Origin of the sequence: Paenibacillus sp. FSL H7-0942 (assembly GCF_045040715.1) — a bacterium.
Taxonomy (GTDB): Bacteria; Bacillota; Bacilli; order Paenibacillales; family Paenibacillaceae; genus Paenibacillus; species Paenibacillus amylolyticus.
On the sequence record NZ_CP150279.1, the window covers coordinates 1,587,924 to 1,608,398 of the forward strand.

Sequence of the window (20,475 nt, forward strand, 5' to 3'; positions counted from 1 at the left end):
CCTATCCTATCCAGAGCGAAGCTTTTCATTAAAAGGGAGAAAATCCACTTTAACGGCACTTCAGGTAAATTCGGGCTTTCATTAGGCTTGAAGACATTCCCATTCCCAAGTAACAGTTACACTCAAAAAGACCACCGAAAAATTTCGGTGGTCTTTTTACCAAATTCAGGTTTATCCATCTCAATCTGGTTTAATTATCTTTTAAGTCTTCAACAGAGTTGATATCCATGTACGTTGGAACAACCAGACCTTGTTTGACTCCTGTCATGCTGACAGCGATATCTTCAATCTTGTCTCCATATGTCTCCCAGTAGTCCCCATGTGTAAGCGGGAGCCATACGGCTGGAGAAGCATCGATATCACCTGCCGCCAAGCCTGCCCACATGGGGCCAGCTTCGACTTGCAGTGCTTTGACTGTGTAACCCAGATCTGTCTCAAGCACATACTTCATCAGGTTGGTACTCGCAATTTCAGAGTCCCATGCAACATAACCGAGACGTAAATTGTCACCTTTAACCGGGGTTAACCCCTTGGTCCATTCTTCAATTTGGTCCGGATGTTTTTCCGCATAAGTCTTGGCAGCTTCTTCAGGCGAAACGCCCTTTTGAATGTCTACCATGATTTCACTCATTTGATCTGCAGTCCAATTAAAACGAGAGAAGAACTCATAGGCAACGGGATGATCTTCTTTGATTCCCTTACGTCCAACCGTGTGAACTTCCTCTGCATCGCCGAAAATTAAGTCGGGATCATCCAAATACTTCAGATCATACTGATTGAACATCCAGTGCGGAGTCCAACCCGTAACGATGATGGGTTCTTCATTTTTATAAGCTTTGTCCAATGATGCAGTCATTGCTGCTCCAGAACCTTCAATCAGATTCCAGTTAGACAATTCATAATGTTTAATGGCGTTTGCTGTGGCCTTCATCAGACCTGCACCTGGATCAATACCAACAATCTGGTGATTAACCTCTTCGCCCACATTAGCACTTGCCGATGGAGTGGAAGAAGCTGCACCTGTCTCCAGATCTGCAATCGAATTGACTTCAGTCATGTACTTAGGAACCACGAGGCCTGTACGTACACCTGTCATATTAGCCCCCAGATCGTCCACCTGGTCTTTGTAACGTTCCCAGTAGTCTGCGTGTGTCAATGGCAGCCAAGCTGCTGGAGAGGCATCTACGTCGCCTGAGGCAACACCCGTCCACATTGGTCCGGCTTCGACTTGCAGAGCGTTAACTTTATAACCCAATTTGTTTTCCATCACATATTTTAGCAAGTTTGTACTTGCGATTTCGGAATCCCAAGCCACATAGCTGAGTTTGAATGCATCACCGTTCACTGGAGTCAGACCTTTGGTCCACTCAGCAATCTGATCGGCATGTTTCTCAGCATAAGCTTTAGCTGCTTCTTCTGCGGATGTGCCATCCTGGATTGCAGTCATCATTTCACCCATGTCATCCGATGTCCATTGGAAACGGGACAGGAATTCAAACGCAACAGGGTGATCTTCTTTCAGACCTTTACGGGCGATGGTGTGAATTTCTTCAGCATCACCGAAAGATTTCTCTGGATCTTCCAGATATTTTAGATCATATTTGTTGAACATCCAGTGCGGAGTCCAACCTGTAATAATGATTGGATCTTCATTTTTGATGGCTTTGTCCAATGTAGCCGTCATGGCTGCACCAGAGCCTTCAATTAGAGTCCAGTCAGTCAGTTTATAGTCTTCGATCGCTTTTGCAGCGGACTTCATGATACCAGCCCCTGGATCAATACCAATAATCTGATATTTCACTTCTTGACCTACAGCATTGGCTGCTGAATTGTTGCCGCCAGCCGAAGTTGTGCCACCAACGAAGTATTGTGAGAAACCAGCTACAAGCACAAGGAATGTTGCCGCAGCAGTGATCCATGCTTTTTGCTTGGCTGTAATGCGTGAGGTCTTTTTGCGACCTGGCATAAACACATTTTGTGTAAAACGGTCCAGAACAATCGCGAGTACAACAACGGCCAGACCGGCTTCGAAACCTTTACCGATTTGAAGCTGTGTTACGGCACGATAGACTTCCGCACCAATACCTTGTGCACCGATCATGGATGCAATAACAACCATGGACAGTGACAACATGATGGTCTGGTTAATACCGGACATCACGGTAGGCAAAGCGAGTGGAAGTTGTACTTTGAACAACTTTTGCATAGAAGTTGAGCCGAATGCATCGGCTGCTTCAACCAATTCACTAGATACCTGTCTGATTCCCAGGTGAGTCAGACGAATCGTTGGCGGGATCGCAAATATAACGGACGCGATAACACCTGGAACGACACCTAGACTAAAGAATGTAACTGCAGGCAGCAAGTAGACAAATGCAGGCATCGTCTGCATGAAGTCAAGCAGCGGTGTAATGATACGCGCCGCAGTTTTACTGTATGCGAGCCAGATTCCGACAGGTACACCAAGCAGGATCGAAACCAATCCTGAAGTGATAACCAGGCCGAGTGTGTCCATCGATTGGGACCAGTATCCCAAGTTATCTACGAGCAAGAACCCGATAACCGTAAATAGTGTCAGTGGGAGTCGTCCTACGAGGAACGCAAGAACACCCAATATGGCAATGAACAGGAGTGGATGGGGCAGCATGAACAGCCCGGAGAAGAATCCAACTACTGCCTGAATAACAATAGAGATTACATTAAACAATCCGGAGAGCGAGGAGCTCATCCAGTCAACGATGGATTCAATCCACGATGCTAGTGGTATTTTGGGAATCATTCTCAAGTTCCTCCTTTACTGCAACTTCACCGCTAAGTGCACCCAGCAGGGCACCGCGGACGATAACACCTTGCAGACGGCCATTCTCACCAACAACAGCGAGCGGCACATGGGCAGAACTTACAATCTCAAACAATTCATGAATCAGGGTCTCAGGCGACACTGTCGGCCCGTCCGTGATCAGAATGTCATTTAATACTTTATTTTCGCGCATTGCACGGGTTGCATCTTCTGCAGTAATGACACCAAGTAGCTTCTTCGAACGGTCAATGACAAACAGATTAGAGACACCATTTTCGCGCATGAGTTCGAGGGCTACCCGAGGACCGCGGTCAAGTGTGATTGTCTCAGGGCGACGCATGACGTGAGCGGCAGTGAGGACCTTGGACAGATCCACGTCTTCGACGAAGCGGGCCACATATGAGTTGGCCGGTTGAATCATGATTTCTTCCGGTGTACCGATCTGCACAACTGCGCCGTCTTTCATGAGGGCAATACGATCGCCGATGCGCAGCGCTTCGTCCAAGTCATGGGTAATGAAAATGATGGTCTTTTTCATTTTATCCTGAAGCTCGATCAACTCATCTTGCATATCACGGCGAATCAATGGATCAAGTGCACTGAAGGCTTCATCCATTAGCAGTACTTCCGGGTCATTGGCAAGTGCACGCGCCAAGCCGACACGTTGCTGCATCCCGCCACTGAGTTCATCTGGCATTTTGTCTTCCCAGCCCTTAAGGCCAACCAGCTCAAGTGAGGTTTTTGCCTTCTCCCGGCGTACTTCCTTATCTACTTTTTGTATTTCCAATCCATACTCCACATTATCAAGAACGGTACGGTGCGGGAACAACGCAAACTTCTGGAAGACCATGCTAATCGTTTTCCGGCGCACTTCGCGCAATTGTTCTTTGTTCATCTTGCGTAGATCCTTACCATGGACCAGAATTTCTCCGGATGTTGGTTCAATCAGACGATTGAACATCCGAACCAGTGTGGACTTACCACTCCCGGACAGTCCCATAATAACGAAAATCTCGCCTTCCTTAATGTCCATGTTGACCCGGTTGACACCAACCGTTATCTGTTTTTCTTTGGCCAACTTTTCTTTACCCCAACCTTGCTCCAGTAATTGCAGACCTTGCTCGGTTTGGGGTCCAAACAATTTACTTACGTTTTTCACTTCAAGTATGGTCATGTTTTCACCCCTTCTGATGTGTTGTGCACTTCGAACGGCTTTCAGCATCCATAAGCCCATACACTTATGCGCCCAGCCACGAAATCCGGTAATTGTTGCTTCGCTTCCCGTCTTTCTGGGTAACGTTTTTAAGTCTAACAATACTTAACCAGTATATCAACCGAATAAACAGTACATAATGTTTGTACAGTAAAAACTGTACAAAGTTTTTCGTCCAAATACTCCGTCATTCTCCTTATTCTGGCTAATAAGGCAGCTTTACATTTGACATTGCTTTTCCTACAATAGAAAATGAGCTGAATTGAAGCTGAATTTTTTGGTTAAAAGATAGTCATAGGCAATTGTAGCCTGGTAAAGTTCCCATTTTCATACATTGGGTGAATGAAAGCCCTCTGGCATATATGATGTCCGGCCGAGTGCTTTCCCATGTAAGCAGGACTTTTAAAGTGTTGCAATTATTTCGCCAAAGACTGTGGAATGTTCAGAATGGAGGTTGCAAGCATGGGCTTGGACCATTTACAAGAGGAACAGCAGGCAACCGTGCTGAAGATTCGTAAGCGCGTCATTGAAGCCATTGGACGTAATATGGATCTTTACGGCGTTACGCTGTCGACGGGACACTTATATGGATTGCTATTTTTTGCAGACAAACCAATGACCCTTGACGATATGGGACGGGAAATGGAAATGAGCAAAACGAGTATGAGTACAGGTGTACGAACACTGCTGGATTTGAAAATGGTAAATAAAGTGTGGAGCAAGGGCTCCAGAAAAGACCTATATGAAGTGGAATACGACTGGCATCAGACGTTTACGGATTATTTTGCGATTAAATGGAGAAAAGCCGTGGAGAGTAACCTTCAGATTCTACGCAAATCAATTGAAGAACTGAATCGGTTAGTCGAAGGTCTGGATGAGCAGGCAGACGCTGAACTTATCCACATTCTGATGGAAGACAAACACAAAGTTTTGCAAGCGGAAGCATATTACAAATGGTTGGATCGGTTGATTGATACCATGGAAAATGAAGAGATATACAAGCTTGTTCCGAAGGAAGAGATTAAGGAACATTCATAATTACATGCAAAGGGCCCTTTCCGTTATAGGAGAGGGCCCTTTGGCCTGTGCAATATCTTACTGAATTATTAATGAAGGAACACGATGTAAAAGATAATCTTGCCCATCGTATCGACCTATGTTCACATCTAATGTCCGATCAGACCTGCCTGAGGAAAGACTACAGACTGCTGAGTAATCTGGTCCAGTTCGTTCAGAATCTGCAACCGGCCACCCGGGGTCCAGCATAACCGTTGCCAGTTCGAAATATCGTGAACGTTACCATACAATACAGCAGGAGATCGATTCCACGATGCCATTTGTTTCATGCGTCGGAACACCTTTTCACTGGCAGGTTGAAGCAAAGCACGATGGATTAACAGGTAATCCGTGTCCAGCACGGGAATACTATCCGCTACATACTCATTTCTGGAACTTTCGGGAGATACAAGCTGAGCAGGCTGAAGTCCCAATTCAGCATACAACAAGTGATTTAATGGATGCTCGCCAGTCCCTTGTAAGCGAATGAACTGGTTCGTAATCTCCATCAGAGCCAACCGTTTTTGTCCGAAATAGGTTTGCAGGTTCAGGCTTGCTTCAAGCTTGCGAAACTCAAGTTCTTTGAAATTCAGCAACGCTTGTTTCTCACGTCCGACTAGTTCGGCTATGCGAATATGGTTCTCTTTCCAGTCATCAGTAGACTCCAAGATGATGGTGGGTGCAATACTTTTCAGGCGATCGTAATAAGGCTTGTGGTAAAAGTCACCGATGATCAAGTCTGGCTTCGCCTGCCGAAGTTGATCGAATTGTCTGGTTAATCGGCGTTCTTGTTCATATTCATCCGATTCTCGGTCAAACATACCTTCACCTTCCAGCACAGCTACCGGGCGCAGTCCAAGCGAGGCCAAGTTCTCATGGAATCCCATAATGGATGCCGTAGCTACGCGAAGTTGATCTCTTTTCATATATACGCTGGGAGCAATCCCCAAGGTTTGTTTGAATTTGCGGCTAAAATAATATTCATTGCCATACCCGACAGATACCGCGACGTCTTTGAGGATACAGGATTCCTCTGTCAGCTGTTTTTTTGCTTCGTTTATACGTAAACGATTCAGGTAATCGGTCGGTGACATGCCTTTGGCCTTCTTGAAACTGCGTGAATAAGAGCTGGGGGTGAGTCCAGCAATCTTGGCAAGCTGATCCATGCTGATTCCTTCACTCATGTAACGTCGCATATACATAATGCTGCGTTCCAAGGCAGGGTCCACTTTCTCATGATTGGCTTCTAGCCTGTTCTCTGAGAGAAATTGCAACAGCTCATGCAGCTGGCTATGTATGCCGATAAAGTGATCCGGTTGAAGACCACGATAGGTTTCATACAGTTGTTCCAAACGTAATACAGCCTGCTGCTCATGACGAACCAGCAACCTGCCTGTCTCCCAATCCAGCGGGAAGGCGGGTGATGAGGTCATTTTCCATTCACCGCGCACTTGCTGCAAACAAACCGTATCCATGCTTAGTAATATACATTCGGTCACATTCGAGCGTGCAGCGGCCTCAATGGTTGTTCCTGGCTTCAGTACAAACAAGCTGCCCGCTTGCGCTGTATAGACTGTATCATTCAGGACCAGAACACCGTCTCCTTGCAAAATAAGACATAGCATGGGCCGTGACACCGTCTTGCCTTGCACACGGAAATTCTCCCCACGACGCACACGGCACATGGAGGAGAGGAGCGGTAGAGATGAGGTTTCAGAAATGAAGGGAAACTGTTCAGTCATACGGACCATCCTTTTGTCTTATTTTCTTAATGATAACAATTATCATTCTCATATGGAAGATGTTTTTGAAAAATAGTTTTCGACAACCAAAAAAGGACTACCAAGAGCCGTTATGGCTGCATGGTAATCCTTTTTGTTATGGACATGTCCGTTGAATGGGCTATACGCCTGAATCAACATGATATGTTAGTACGGTGTCACCAATAGAATATTGTCGAGGAAAACGTCACTCATTACTTTTTTCCCTGTTCCACCCGTTTGCACGTGATACAAGCGATATTGATCTTTGGCATTGATGTAGAAGAGGCCCGAAACATCATCTCTGATATGGAATGCATCCCATTCGTCCCCGGTAAGTTTCGTTACCTTGAGAGCTGTATTAACCGAATAGAGTCCATTGTTGCCCGAGATGTATGCAGCCGTAGATGTACCATTGGTCAATTGATTCGCAACATACGTTACATTGTTCAGGTTCAGATTGGCAGACTTGGTCACTTTGTTGCCCGAGACCGTTTTGGCATAAGCCTTTTTGTCTGCATCAATAAGGACAACCTTGTCTGTACCTAAGGCACTTACTTCACGAACGCTTTTGTTATGAAGTTGAAGTGTTTTGGCTGAAGTGGTTAACGCAAACGCTTTGCCTTTGGCATAATTGTAATCCTTATTGCTGTCGAGAACGATTCCCTTGTTATACACGTAAAGATTGTTTCCCCAACCACCGGAATATACAGCATTCACATCCAGTTTGGCTTTGGGATTTACCGCAGTTGCTTTGCCAGTGTTGTATTTCACCTTATACATGACAACAGCATTGGTGGAATAGAAATCCTCGTAGGGGTCTGTATTTACCATCAGTTGCAGTTCGTTTTTGGCTTGATTCGTAAAATAACGTCCTTCCACTGCGCCTGCGGCAATCCGCTGCACAGCTCCAGCACCGTTGGACGTTTTGGACACGATCCACGTGTTTCCATTAACTAACGCATTATAGTAGGCGCGCCCTTTGGTTACCAGGAGGAATGGGAAGTCGGTATCAGCCTTGTCAGCAATCTTGGTGACAGATGAAGCGTCACTATTGCCATTCGCGCGATAAATGGTACCTGTAGCATCCAGATAATAGATAAATCCGTTATCCGTGTAATAGCTGAGTACATCTGTAGCAAATGTCTCTGCCGCATCGCTGGACCCGTCATTCGGAACCCGAAGCAAGGTTGTGGAAGAAGCAGTCTGCGTGTAGTAGAGATAAGAGCCTGCCGCGAGCAAGTCCACACCTTGGAAATCAATTAATACTTCTGTTGTATTGCTGCCATCCGCGGATACTTTGTACAAAACTCCGTCGGACTCATAATACACTGTGGATTGGTTAAGTGAAGCTGCCTCGGCTGCGGTTCCACCTCCCAATGTCACTGCTGCAATGAGTGTAAATAACAGCAATGTACAGATGGTGCGTTGTACGTATGTATACCTTGTTTTCATTCGTTCATCGTCCCCTTCGTTCTTCTATATGTATGTCGTTAATTCCTTATGTTATATCGGTAAACTATGGAAGATATGTTAGCTCTCAAACATGAAAAAAAGAAGAGGATGAAATTGAATTTCATAGTCATTCAAACCTGAAATCAAATTGCGCATGATGCTGCCAATCCCGTCCCAAAGCATTCTCCGCCTGACTTGATCGTGATAACATTACACTCAACCAGAGCAGCGAAGAGAGCCAACTGACAAACAACTAACGACAGGAGCGAAACGATATGATGAATATAGCAACGATTGGTACAGGGTCCATTGTGGATGCCATTTTATCTGCGATCAATGAACTGGAAGATGTTACGTGTACAGCGATGTACTCCCGGAAGAGAGAGACAGCACAGGAGCTTGCGGGTAAGTATGGGGTCGATACCATCTATACGGACCTGGAATCCCTATTTTCAGATACAAATGTAGATCTCGTATATATTGCTTCACCAAACAGCATGCATTACGAACAGGCCTATCAGGCACTTCAACATGGCAAACATGTCGTCTGCGAAAAACCGTTCACGTCCACGCTTCAGGAAGCAGAAACGCTGATTGCACTTGCAAAAGAAAAGAATCTGTTGCTGTTTGAAGCCATCTCCAACATTCATCTGCCCAATATTAAAGTCATACAGGAGCAACTACCAAAGCTTGGTCCGATCAAACTCATCCAGTGTAACTACAGTCAATACTCGCGCAAATACAATGATCTGCTTGCAGGGGAAACGCCGAACGTATTCAATCCACATTTCTCTGGTGGCGCGCTGATGGATATCAATATTTATAATCTGCATCTGGTCATGAATCTGTTTGGCAGTCCGAATACCGTATCGTATACCGCGAACCAGCATGCAAACGGCATTGATACGTCAGGAGTAGTGGTTCTTAAGTATCCGGAGTTTATTGCGGAATGTGTAGGTGCCAAAGACACAAACAGCATGAACTTTGTGCTCATTCAGGGGGAGAAAGGTTATCTTCAGGTTGTGGGAGGAGCAAACGGTTGCCGGGAGATCAAGCTTCAGATCGGGAATGAGCCTGCTGAGGCGTATAATGCGCAGACCAAATCCAATTGGCTGTATTATGAGTGGGAAGCGTTCAGGGACATCCATGCAAATGGGGATCACAAACGGTGTTACGAACTGCTCGAACACAGCCAGTCTGTAATGAGTGTACTCATGAGTGCACGTAAGGATGCCGGAATTGTATTTGCAGCGGACCAGCGTTAATCGTTAATACGTATCGCTAATGCTCCCCATGTATAACATGTCGAAAATGTAGAGTACCGAGACCATCGAAGACATTTTGGATAGCCTTAATTGTTCATTGTATCCATAAGCCAGCAGCGTTTCATCACAGTGTCTGGACAGGGTTGAATGGTTGTTGCCCGTGACCGCGATGACTTTCATCTGTTTGTTGCTCAGCACTTTGGCAGCTTCAATCATGGATTGATTCTCACCTGTGTGCGAGATAACAAAAGAAAACGTCAGGCTGTTGGGATTCATCGTGTTCAAGTAATGCATGTTGGGACTATTATGAGCAATCGCAGATATGCCGAGTTCATTCCACTTGGCACAAGCCTGCTGAGCCAGATAATAATTCATATCACTGCCATAGATATCGATACGTCCGGATTCTTTGACCCAGTTCGCGATTCGTAGCAAAACAGGAGCATTTAACATCCGGCGCGTATCATCTAGCGCCTGCTGATACAGGTAAGGAACGGAGTCGATGGCAGCCAGCACGTTGCCTTGTTCTGCAATTGCATGATCCTGCGTCTGCAACGCGGAAGGTATCTGTTGATATTCAAGAGCAAGTTTTAACTGAAAGTCTGGGTACCCCTTGGTACCCAGCTTTTTGCATAGACGAACAATGGTGGATGAGCTTGTATAGGTCTGCTGAGCCAGTTCATGGGCTGTAGAATCAAATACAACTTCGGGGTTGCTCAGGATATAGTCTACAATATGTTTCTCCTGTGCCGTTAATTGTGAAGCATATTTTAATTTTTGAAGTAGTTTGGATTCCATACAGTTGTTCCATTCCTCTCTAAAATCATCCCATAGCATATATCTCCACATCATAACCTGCGTATATTTATTTCTCAATCTGTATAGCGGAGCGACAGTGTAGATTGTTGAATTTCGTCGCTACACTCCACATCATTCAGATCTGACTTTCCGCCAGTTGCTGACGACTATTCCACGACGTGACCAGACGAAGAAGAACCACACTTATGAGTAGGAGCACTGCTCCAATCATGACTAACATCCAAGGACCAATCAGCAGCATGCCACTGGCTTGTCCAGCGACTAAGGCGATGAGGGGAAGGACAATTAATCCGCCGAGCTGATAGGCTTCCTGGAACCCACGGACCTTGGCCGAGATCAGGACGTTCAATAAAATGACCATAAGACTGCAAGCGGGAACAACCCACACCACAAGTATGATCCAGTTCAGATTGGGAAACATCAACGTTCCAAACATGGGGTGCATCAGAATATTGGCAATGATTCCGTAGACCAGGAAAGTAACCCAGGATAATAGAATGGAAGGGATCAGGGCAGCTAGCACTTTGCCTTTAAAAAGAGTGTCCATGCTGATCGGTGTGAACAACAATCCTTCCAGCGTCTTACGTTCCTTCTCTCCAGCGAAACTATTGGCCGTCAGAATACTGGAGGCCATCACCGGAATGATGAGAAACAAGGGAGCGAACATATACATGGCCAAGTAATAGACAATACGATGATTATCTGTAGGCATGGAAGCAAGCTGAGGAATCTGTCCACCATGGGTTAACGCATCCAATGATTCGAGCAGAAAGCTGATGTTGCCCAGAGAACGAAGTTCCATTCTGGAGGCCGCCCACAGGAGTGCAGAGGGCATAATGATTCCGATAATCAGTGGAACAATCAACATGGGCAACCAGAGCTGAACGCTGGCTGTGACGGACCGGATATCTTTACGTACCAGTGCACGTATGGCTTGGCGATTATTCATGGTGATGTGCCTCCCTTATGGCAAAATAGATACTTTCCAGATCACTGCCCGTGATGCGGGCCTGATAGACTTGACCATGCTCCGTTAATTGCCTTAGCAGTAATGGAATGTCTTCACGCGATGTAAGCTGAAATACTGCTTGATGTGCGGAGATTATTTCAGGTGTAAAGTCGGTTGCCGTGTGCCATCCATCGGGCATGTATGCTTCTACTTCGAGCTTCGGAGTGGACAGGTACCGGCTAACAATCTCCTGTTCCGTGCCTTCCTCCACGATGCGCCCCTTTTCCATGAAAATATAATGATCACAGACGGCTGACAGCTGGGACAGCACATGGGATGAGACCAGGATTGTCATCTTTTCTTCCTTATTTAACTGACGGATAATGCGTAGCACCATCTGAATTCCATCCGGATCCAGGCCATTGGTGGGTTCATCCAGAAACAGGATAGAAGGACGATGCAAGAGTACTCGTGCAAGGCCCAAGCGTTTCTTCATGCCTGTGCTATAGGTGCCGACTTTTCGATGCTGATAATCCTGAAACTCGAACAGAGTTACAAGCTCGTCGATTCGTTTCTTGGCATGCTTCAGGCCAAAAACATCTGCGAAGAAAGTCAGATTGTCACGCCCGCTCATATTTTCATATAATCCACTTTGCTCGGTAAGGGTGCCACACATGGCCAGTACTTTCTCTGCCTCACAAGCGGCATCCAATCCGTTAATGGTTACCTGTCCACCGGAAGCGCCCAAGACCCCATTCATGATACGGATCAGTGTGGTTTTGCCCGAACCGTTGGGTCCAATCAACCCGGTGACACTGCCTTGTTTAACTGTGAAACTGACATCATGCAGTGCTTGATGCACCTTGAATTGCTTGGATATGTTACGTACTTCGATCATGCATATTCACCGTCCGATCTGAGTTTGGAGATTATACGTGCGGTAGGCTGATATCGTTCAAATGGACGACAAAAAAGATATTTTCCTCCTTCAATAGTCCCGAATGTAGGATGCACATTTACCCTGAAGTCTGCCTGAAATCGGGTCTCAGGTTTGTTTTCACTCTGCCCTGTAACATGTATCCTTATTTTAGGGTAGAACATCCGTTTCATTGCTATTCATAACGTGGTAATGGAAGATAAGGCCTTACGTCTCATGAATGCCTGAAATATGCATATAACGCCGGTCTTGGTTATTCAGGGCCGGCTTGACGCGATGTTTTGGCGTGCCTGTCACGGGGAACGTCTGTTTCTAACGATTACATAATGAATTCGTCTAACACATCCATATGAATACATCGTATGGGTACATATTGTGTTTGGACGTAGAGGAAGGTGAGTGAATCATGACAGCATCCAATGAATATCGTTTTCAAGTGAACCTGAGCGGGATGATCCAGATTTTATCCAACCATCTATATAGCAGTCCTAAAGTGTTCTTGCGAGAACTGATGCAGAATGCGACTGATGCGATTACTGCACGAACGGAGGCGGAGCCAGGGTATCAGGGTGAAGTTCGTGTTGAACTGACGGGAACAGGTGAGCAATTGACCATGATGGTGGAGGATAACGGCATCGGCTTGACTGAAGCTGACATCCATGAATTCCTGGCGATGATTGGACAATCCTCGAAGAGGGGGCAGCAAGCGCTGCTGGATGGAGAGACGTCCTTTATCGGGCGTTTCGGGATCGGGTTGTTATCCTGTTTCATGGTGAGTCACGAAATTGTCATGCTGACGCAATCCGCGAAGGGCGGCCCTTCGATGGAGTGGCGGGGCAAGCCGGATGGCACCTATACGATTCGACAGTTGGACACACAGCTGTCCCCGGGGACCAAAGTATATCTGCGTTGCACACCGGACGCGGCGCACTACTTTGAACCAGAGTATGTGAAAGAAGCTCTGTTCTATTACGGAGCATTATTGCCGTATCCGGTCACGTTGTATCATGACGGCGCGCAACATGTGGTGAATAGCGAGACACCGATCTGGCTGATGGATCCTGCACTCGCACGTTCACGCAGAGCGGAGGTATTGGCTTTTGGTGAACGTCTGCTTGGCGAGCAGTTCCAGGACTTCATTCCGTTGACGACAGCTTCAGGCCGTACCGGGGGTATTGCTTTTGTACTGCCACACGCGGTTAATCTGAATGCCAAGCGTTCTCACCGGGTTTACCTGAAGCGAATGCTGATTTCGGAGAAGGCTGAGAACATTTTGCCAGAGTGGGCTTTCTTCGTGAAATGCCTGATCTGGACAGATGAGCTTCAACCGACGGCATCACGAGAACATTTTTATGAAAATGAAAAGCTGGAGGAAGTTCGCTCCGAACTCGGAGACGCACTTCGCAAGGGACTGGCCGACATGGCTGAGAGCCAGACGGAACGGCTTCAAAAGCTGATTCGCTTGCATGCTCTGTCCATGAAGGCATTGGCTGTGCAGGATCAAGCATTCTACGCGATGATTCATCGCTGGTTGCCATTTGAGAGTACGAGGGGTCACCGTGAATTGGGTGAGTTAATTGATGAAGGAGAGACATTGTATTTCACGTCCTCTGTTGATGAGTACCGTCAGATTCATCATGTAGCTTCCGCACAATCGATGCTGGTAATTAACGGTGGTTATATCTATGACAGCGATTTGATGGCAACACTGCCGATGACCGTGCACAACGTACACACGGAGCGGCTACAGCCGGATCAGGTCTCGATGAGTTTCACCGATGTGCCACCCGCTGAGCGTAATCAGTATTATGATGCGTTGCGATTGGCCGATTCTGCCTTGCAGCGCTTCCGTTGTCGGGCTGAGGTGAAAGGTTTTAAGCCATCGGATCTGCCGGTGTTGTTCACGCTGTCTCAGGAATCCTCAACACTTCGTGCGCTTGAAAAAGCAAGCGAGGAGAGCACGGAATTGTTCTCGTCTGTTCTGGGTTCATTGTCTTCTGGCATGAGTTCAGCAGGGTACTCAACTTTGTATTTGAACGTGGGTAATCCGATCATTCAGCGGGTACTGACATCACCGGATGACCAGATGACACCGATTGCCATCGAGATGTTATACGTCAATGCACTGATGATGGGGCATTATGCCATGAGCAAGCAGGAGCTTGAAGTGTTAAATCAGGGCATTGTTCGTTTTATTGATTGGGGTTTGCGTGCCAATACAGATCGTAAGGGAGATGCCTGATGAAGACAGAGATGGATTTTGAAGAACTGATGGACGAGGCCTATGGCCTGCCCAATGGTCCGGCGAAGCTCGGTATGCTGGAGGAAGCGGCAAGAGTTGCCGATGTGAACGGCATGGAGGAAGAGGCATATGAAGCAAGATCGGAGATTGTGGAGACAGCAACATTCTGTGGTTATCCGATGAAAGCACTGATTGCTTTTTCCTGGCAGCTGGGCAAGTTCGACCAACAGCCCGAAGAATATGATGAAGAAACGTTAATGTGGTCGTACAAATGGATATTGGGCAAGATGCCCGACTTTCCGGAAATATCACGCGAGAAGATCCTGGAGCTGTTGGAGGATTTCGGACGGCGTTTCAAGTCCTACGGTTACAGCGAACGCTCCTACTGGTATTATCGGTTCCGGATCTTTATGGATTTTGGGGAGCTGGAGGAAGCGGGACGCAGTTATGATCGATTCAGAACGATGGATCGTGACTTTATGAGTGACTGCGAAGCCTGTGAGCAGGATGAGATTATGCGATATTTCTTGTTAAAAGGAGACGATGAGAAGGTGTTGGAGGCGGCACAGCCTATCCTGAAAGGGCGTATGAGCTGTGCAGAGATTCCGCATCTGACTTTGTCTGAAATTTTGATGCCGTTATATCGGTTGGGACGGACTGCGGAAGCAGATAAACATCAGACCAAGGGATATCGCCTGATTAAAGGCCAGAACGATTTTGTGCAGAGTTTTGCGGAGCAGATGGATTATCTCACACGTACGAACCCGGCAAAAGGCATTGATGTGCTGGAGGAAACACTGGTGTTTGCTGCTGATCATGAAGATCCTTACGCCAAAATGTTGTTTTATGCCAGAGCAGCATCGTTGCTTCGCCGCTGGGTGGAAGAATCTCCAGAATACCGATTGCGTCTGCCAGCATCCTTCCCGTATGAAGGCGATCCGGGCGACCTGCTCAAGCTGGCCGATTACTTTGCGGAGCATGCTCAGACCGCTGCAGCTAAGTTTGATCAGCGCAACGGGAACCTCCATGTATCTTCGTTGATCGAATAGAGACGGATATAACTCATTAACCGATCGCTATAATAAGTTATGAAAAGTAACGAAACAGGCTTGTTCGAGAAGGATCGTATCCTTCTGAACAAGCCTGTTTTTTTCTTGCATCATAAGCATGATCAATCTAATCGGTATGAAGATATTTTATTTTTATTGTGCTGATGTTGCAGAAGGGACCGTTACTGGTACAGGAACCGGTGCAGTTTCAGATGTCTCATCTGCAGGCTCAGCTCCTTCGGCAGGTTCTGCTTGTGGTTGTTGAGCTGCCATCAGTTCAGCGACGATTTGATCTGTTGGTTGGGTAAGCAGCGCATACATGATCGCAGCCTCTTCCTGACGAATCAGAGGTTTGCGGGAAAGGAAATCAACAGAACCATCCTCCATTACCTTCACCTCGGGTCCATGGATACCAAGCTTCGCCATCATCTGAATGGCTGGTACAGCCCATGCATCTGTGTGCCCCGCAAGTTTCACATCATTGAACAGTTCGCTAGGATATTGTAGTTGCATAATTCTCCACATCATGACCATTGCTTCCTGTCGGATAATCACTTGATCCGGCTTAAATTGCTGTTCGTCCGTGCCAGTAATCATACCCAACTCATATCCGAGTTGAATATATCCGGCTGCTGCATGATCTGCCCAGTCGGTGCCAGCAGGAGGCGTAGTTTTGCTGGGCTTCAATCCACTCAGTTTAAGGGTGTTCTCAATAAATTCAGCTCGTGTCACACCTGTTTTTGGTTGGAAAGACTTGTTGCCATCATTCTCATAATATCCAAGAGATTGTATGGCATAGATGGCTTCGGCATAAGGACTGTTCTCACGAACATCCCGGAAGCCCATAGGCTTTTGACCTTTTTTCTCATAACCCATAGGGTTGAGGTAAGGTTCTTTCATGTATGTGGTTCCATCTGCATATTCTTTGAATGCTGTGAATTGACCAGTCAATTCATCTTTGAAGAGATTATCTTCCACCTGAATCAGGTTGCGTTGACCCAGGAATACATCGTTAATGCTCAGTTGTCCTGGCTTATCCCCGCCACCTTTCAAGGAACTTACAATCGTGCTAAGTCGAAGATCTGCGTACAATCCGGTGAAGCGTTGCAGCTCAGCTGCGGATTGCGGCGTGTAATCCTTGAACTGTACAGGCTCTGCATATTCCGGGAAGAAGCTCTGGATGAATGCAGGGTAGAACAGATTACGAAGTGCTCCATTCTGATTATACGTCAGGAAAACGCCTGTATTTTGCTCGGGAATAAGGAAGAGATAAGAGCTGAATCCGGTCAGGTCGCCTCCTTTTGTAATGATACTTGGACTACTTCCTGCTCCGGGAAGCTGAAATGCAGCTTCGAATCCATACGTGGTGTTTGGTAACAGTGGATGAATGGAAGAACGGTACTGTTCCATGCTTTTCACCGTGGATTCCTTGAAAATTCGCTTGTTGTCCTTCACGCCATCATTCAGGAAAGCGATCATGAACTTCCCAATGTCTTCTGCGGTAGACAACATGCCGCCTTGAGGCATAGGTGTTGGAGCGATGGTGTACAGATCAAGCGGATTGTGTGCCGCATCATAGCCAGTAGCCAGCTGCTTTTGGAACTTTTTGTCCAGCATGAAACTGCTGTTATCCATTCCTAGCGGTTTGAAGATATGTTGTTGCATGTAGGATTCAAAGGGTTCGCCGCTTACATTTTCAACAATCATGCCAAGCAGCAAAAACGAGAAATTATCGTACATGTAGGCGCTACCAGGCTCTCGAACGACAGGAGGCATATGTTGCTTTGCGTAATCCTCCATCGCTATGTACTTGTCGAAGTCAGTATGGATGTCTTCCTGCTGGGGATCACGGATCTCGAATCCGGTCGTGTGTGTGAGCAGGTTCTCCACAGTTACAGGTTTGTCAAAAGGATTATCGAATTCGAGCCCTTTCACATAGGTCTGAAAATCAGCTTGCAGATCAACCTTGCCTTGCTCCACTAGCTGCATTACAGCAGCTGACGTGAACGTTTTGGATACAGAGGCTACACGGAAGGCCGTATTTTTCGGATCGATCGCTGTTTTACTCTCCACATCGGAGAAGCCATATCCTTTTTCCGCCAGAACTTTGCCATCCTTCACAACAACAACGGAGGCTCCCACATAATGGGGTTTTGCCTCAGGTGAATCGAAGAAAGAATCCAGAAAAGCTGTAGCCGATTCGGTTGTCAGCGCTTTCGTCTTTCCTTGTTCAGCAGCTACTGGAGTCGCGGTCTCCGCCTGGACTGCGGGTACCCACAGACTGAGAGACAGAACCGCAGCCATAAAAGCTCCTGTTAGGGAGGTGAACCTGAAACGGGTCTTTCGTTTGGATAAATGCATGCAAACACTCCTTTATGAAAATATTTACAAAATAGTTACCTACTCATGTATTACTGATTACTTGCACGATAGGTTTCACGATAATAGATTCCAATGTTGGCAATCCAGATCACAGAGAGCATTACAATCGGGAATGGAGCAAAGGTAAAGAGCATCGAATATAGAACCATAGAAACCATTCCAACACCAAGAAGTACATTCATCATCTGAAAAGAACGATAGGCTGCGCGATAGACAATCCATTTCTCGCCTTCATCGAGCTTCTCAAAATGATCCTTCTTCATGTTGCGCGAGTTCAGATCCAGAGTGCGCTCAGGATAATAACGGTTGTATCGCTTCACAGTCAGAGTTTGCACGACCACAACGATGATAATAGAGATACACGAAGCAACAAAATTCAAGAGGTTGAACAGTTCTGGAGAGTTCGGCATGGTTCGGTTGGATGCATACAAGGACAAGGCAAGTGCTGCCCAGGTAAACGTAAGAATAACGCTGAATCCGCTGAGGATCATCGCTTTTCCGAGGGAGCGCTCTGCGGGAGAGATGAGTGAATCGGAATCTCCATAAGCATCATTTTCCATGGGAGGGACAGATGGCGTGCGGGAGAGACTGAAGATGTTCCACACCGTCATAACTACCACAAGAGCCGCCAGGATTGCGAATAAAAGATCATAGTCATAATACACGGACAGCTTCCAGTTCAAGTCAGAAGGGAGTTTACTGACTCCGCTAGCGCCGAGAAAACCAACTACAGCGCCACCGGCTGCATACAAGGGAAGACGCAACCGCTTTTTAATGGACGAGGATGATGAATTTTTCATTTTAATCTCCACCTTTCAGTTCAAAGATTTTTTCGACAGGTTCACGAAATACATGTGCTATTTTTAGTGCCAGAACGACCGACGGAGAGTAATCTCCACGCTCAATCAGGGCAATGGTTTGACGGGATGCACCAATGAGTTTGGCCAGTTCTGCTTGGGATAGCCGGTCTCTGGCTCGTAACTCCCGAACGTGATTGTGTAATTCTTCCACTTGCTCACCTCCATGAACCTAATGTACATGATATTTGACTAAATGTAAACTATAATATACAAAATGTTAAAGATAATTTACTTCTAAACGTTGATCATGGACATGAAAAAGAGAGCCAGTTGGGCTCCCTAGGATGATTATTTTGTTGTCGGAAAAGTTGCCAGAAAAGTGAAATCAAGATGCATCTGCACACGGCAGATGTTGATTCTGTTCCTCTGCCCTCCGAAGTAACATTCGGAAAAAGACGAGCGCTCCAAGCCCCATCAGGATATACAGACCAGCCATCGCATAGGAGGGCAGAAAGGCTCCAATGGTTAACCCGAGACTGCCGAGAAGGGCAGCAGCGTTGTAACTCAACCCGTCAGCAGCCATATAGGCAGCACGGTCCGAATCTGGAATCATGCCCGCGAGCATGACCTGACGAACAGGGGCGTACATCAATTCTCCAATGGTTAGCAATATAGCGGATGAGATGAGTAACCAGGCCCAGTTGCTGAAAGCAAGTACGGTGAAACCTGCGGTGTAGAGGAGCATACCAACAGTCATAATAGATCGGGACTGGAAGCGACCTATCCATCTGGTGAATGGAATGGCAACCAAGGCAACCATTACGGTGTTGATGACCATGATCAGGCTGAACATGTGCAGACCTGAGATATCTGAGCCGAGCAGTTGGGCGGTGAATTCATTTTTTAGACGAACAGCGATGTATTTATCCAATTGAAATTCCAGGGAGACTGCAAGTACAGTAGCCGTGAAAAATATCATGAAACGTTTGTCCTGAAAGACCGCCCAGTAGGTTTTCAATATGTTCCTCTGGATGGGAGCATCGCCATAACCTGATTCACGTTTATCCATTGTTTCACGAATCATAAAGATCAAAATAAACAGGGTAGCTAGGCTTTCAAGGCATACCAGACTGAACAATAGGAAACGAAATGATTCGAAAAACAGCCCGCCCATCAGTGCACCAAAAGTTACAGCAACATTTGTTGTCCAATATTGCAACCCATATACATAATGACGTTCATGTTCACTGCTCACGTCGACAATCATGGCATTAGCAATCGGCACGGTGATCCCTGAACTGAGACTGCTGAGCAGAAACATGAGGCAAGTGACGATGATCGAATCCATCCACGGCGAATTGGCGATGGCCAAGCCGAGTAGAGCCATGACTTGGAGACTTTGTGCGATCACCATTAATTTTTTTCGTCCAATTCGGTCAGACCAATATCCTGCCCACAATCCCACAATCATGGAAGCCACAATATTGACCGTCAGCAATAACCCCGCCAAACCTGCGCCAATCTGAATACTCAGATAGATCGCCATGAATGGAATGATGGACTTTTGGGTCAGATCGGTGAAAAAATCAGTAATGATACGTATCCTGATGTTCGGGTGCAAATCGGCGTATTTCATAAATCGTTGTTCTTCCTTCCCACTGGTCATGTTGATGTTACTGAGTATAATGGAGGAAAACCTGAAGAAAAACTGTAGAAGCATCCGGATGGATTTCGTATTTTAGCAGAAG

15 protein-coding genes are annotated in these 20,475 nt (G+C 46.5%); 4 read left to right on the forward strand and 11 right to left on the reverse strand.

What is annotated here, in order from left to right; genetic code table 11:
- Nucleotides 1–190: 190 nt before the first annotated feature.
- Together MHI48_RS07005 and MHI48_RS07010 are read right to left on the reverse strand one after the other, a co-directional pair.
- Entirely contained in the window at nt 191–2,779 is a 2,589-nt protein-coding gene (locus tag MHI48_RS07005) for a glycine betaine ABC transporter substrate-binding protein (protein ID WP_405143543.1), read from the reverse strand.
- Nucleotides 2,745–3,974, reverse strand: coding sequence for a glycine betaine/L-proline ABC transporter ATP-binding protein (locus MHI48_RS07010; RefSeq protein ID WP_036611218.1), 1,230 nt, complete (start codon nt 3,972–3,974; stop codon nt 2,745–2,747). The genes MHI48_RS07005 and MHI48_RS07010 overlap by 35 nt, the downstream gene beginning before the upstream one ends.
- Before the next feature lie 501 nt (nt 3,975–4,475).
- Between MHI48_RS07010 and MHI48_RS07015 the strand changes: the two genes are divergently transcribed.
- Nucleotides 4,476–5,051: a GbsR/MarR family transcriptional regulator gene (locus MHI48_RS07015; RefSeq protein ID WP_036611216.1), complete on the forward strand. Its 576-nt coding sequence runs from the start codon at nt 4,476–4,478 to the stop codon at nt 5,049–5,051.
- A 128-nt stretch (nt 5,052–5,179) separates the two neighbouring features.
- Here the strand turns inward: MHI48_RS07015 and MHI48_RS07020 are convergent, their stop codons facing one another.
- Together MHI48_RS07020 and MHI48_RS07025 are read right to left on the reverse strand one after the other, a co-directional pair.
- Nucleotides 5,180–6,811 carry a helix-turn-helix domain-containing protein gene (locus MHI48_RS07020; protein WP_405143546.1) on the reverse strand — a complete coding sequence of 544 codons (1,632 nt, stop codon included), beginning with the start codon at nt 6,809–6,811 and terminating at the stop codon, nt 5,180–5,182.
- 186 nt (nt 6,812–6,997) lie between these two features.
- Nucleotides 6,998–8,284, reverse strand: coding sequence for a DUF5050 domain-containing protein (locus MHI48_RS07025; RefSeq protein ID WP_405143548.1), 1,287 nt, complete (start codon nt 8,282–8,284; stop codon nt 6,998–7,000).
- A 278-nt stretch (nt 8,285–8,562) separates the two neighbouring features.
- On the opposite strand from MHI48_RS07025, the gene MHI48_RS07030 reads away from it, so the two are divergent.
- Entirely contained in the window at nt 8,563–9,549 is a 987-nt protein-coding gene (locus tag MHI48_RS07030) for a Gfo/Idh/MocA family protein (RefSeq protein WP_405144608.1), read from the forward strand.
- A gap of 3 nt (nt 9,550–9,552) precedes the next feature.
- On the opposite strand, the gene MHI48_RS07035 is transcribed toward MHI48_RS07030, so the two are convergent.
- The 3 genes from MHI48_RS07035 to MHI48_RS07045 all read right to left on the reverse strand — a co-directional run bounded on the left by MHI48_RS07035 (nt 9,553) and on the right by MHI48_RS07045 (nt 12,215).
- A complete protein-coding gene (locus MHI48_RS07035; protein ID WP_405143550.1) occupies nt 9,553–10,347 on the reverse strand; it encodes a MurR/RpiR family transcriptional regulator in 795 nt (264 codons plus the stop codon).
- A 136-nt stretch (nt 10,348–10,483) separates the two neighbouring features.
- Nucleotides 10,484–11,317, reverse strand: coding sequence for an ABC transporter permease subunit (locus MHI48_RS07040; protein WP_405143552.1), 834 nt, complete (start codon nt 11,315–11,317; stop codon nt 10,484–10,486).
- Complete coding sequence (locus MHI48_RS07045; protein WP_405143554.1) at nt 11,310–12,215, reverse strand: ABC transporter ATP-binding protein; 906 nt, start codon at nt 12,213–12,215, stop codon at nt 11,310–11,312. The genes MHI48_RS07040 and MHI48_RS07045 overlap by 8 nt, the downstream gene beginning before the upstream one ends.
- Nucleotides 12,216–12,660: 445 nt before the next feature.
- Here MHI48_RS07045 and MHI48_RS07050 point away from each other — a divergent pair, with 445 nt between their 5' ends.
- Both MHI48_RS07050 and MHI48_RS07055 read left to right on the forward strand, forming a co-directional pair.
- On the forward strand, nt 12,661–14,496 hold the full coding sequence (locus MHI48_RS07050; protein WP_405143556.1) for an HSP90 family protein: 1,836 nt from the start codon (nt 12,661–12,663) through the stop codon (nt 14,494–14,496).
- Entirely contained in the window at nt 14,496–15,545 is a 1,050-nt protein-coding gene (locus MHI48_RS07055; protein WP_047842010.1) for a hypothetical protein, read from the forward strand. Before MHI48_RS07050 ends, MHI48_RS07055 begins: the two co-directional genes overlap by 1 nt.
- A gap of 153 nt (nt 15,546–15,698) precedes the next feature.
- Here MHI48_RS07055 and MHI48_RS07060 read toward each other — a convergent pair whose 3' ends face one another.
- The 4 genes from MHI48_RS07060 to MHI48_RS07075 all read right to left on the reverse strand — a co-directional run bounded on the left by MHI48_RS07060 (nt 15,699) and on the right by MHI48_RS07075 (nt 20,393).
- Nucleotides 15,699–17,906, reverse strand: coding sequence for a serine hydrolase (locus MHI48_RS07060; RefSeq protein WP_101314106.1), 2,208 nt, complete (start codon nt 17,904–17,906; stop codon nt 15,699–15,701).
- A 50-nt stretch (nt 17,907–17,956) separates the two neighbouring features.
- Nucleotides 17,957–18,727, reverse strand: coding sequence for a DUF3169 family protein (locus MHI48_RS07065; protein WP_405143558.1), 771 nt, complete (start codon nt 18,725–18,727; stop codon nt 17,957–17,959).
- A gap of 1 nt (nt 18,728) precedes the next feature.
- A complete protein-coding gene (locus tag MHI48_RS07070) occupies nt 18,729–18,938 on the reverse strand; it encodes a helix-turn-helix transcriptional regulator (protein ID WP_017690042.1) in 210 nt (69 codons plus the stop codon).
- Nucleotides 18,939–19,112: 174 nt separating this feature from the next.
- Nucleotides 19,113–20,393 (reverse strand): MDR family MFS transporter, encoded by a 1,281-nt coding sequence (locus MHI48_RS07075; RefSeq protein ID WP_405143560.1) that lies wholly within the window; start codon nt 20,391–20,393, stop codon nt 19,113–19,115.
- Between the last annotated feature and the right edge of the window lie 82 nt (nt 20,394–20,475).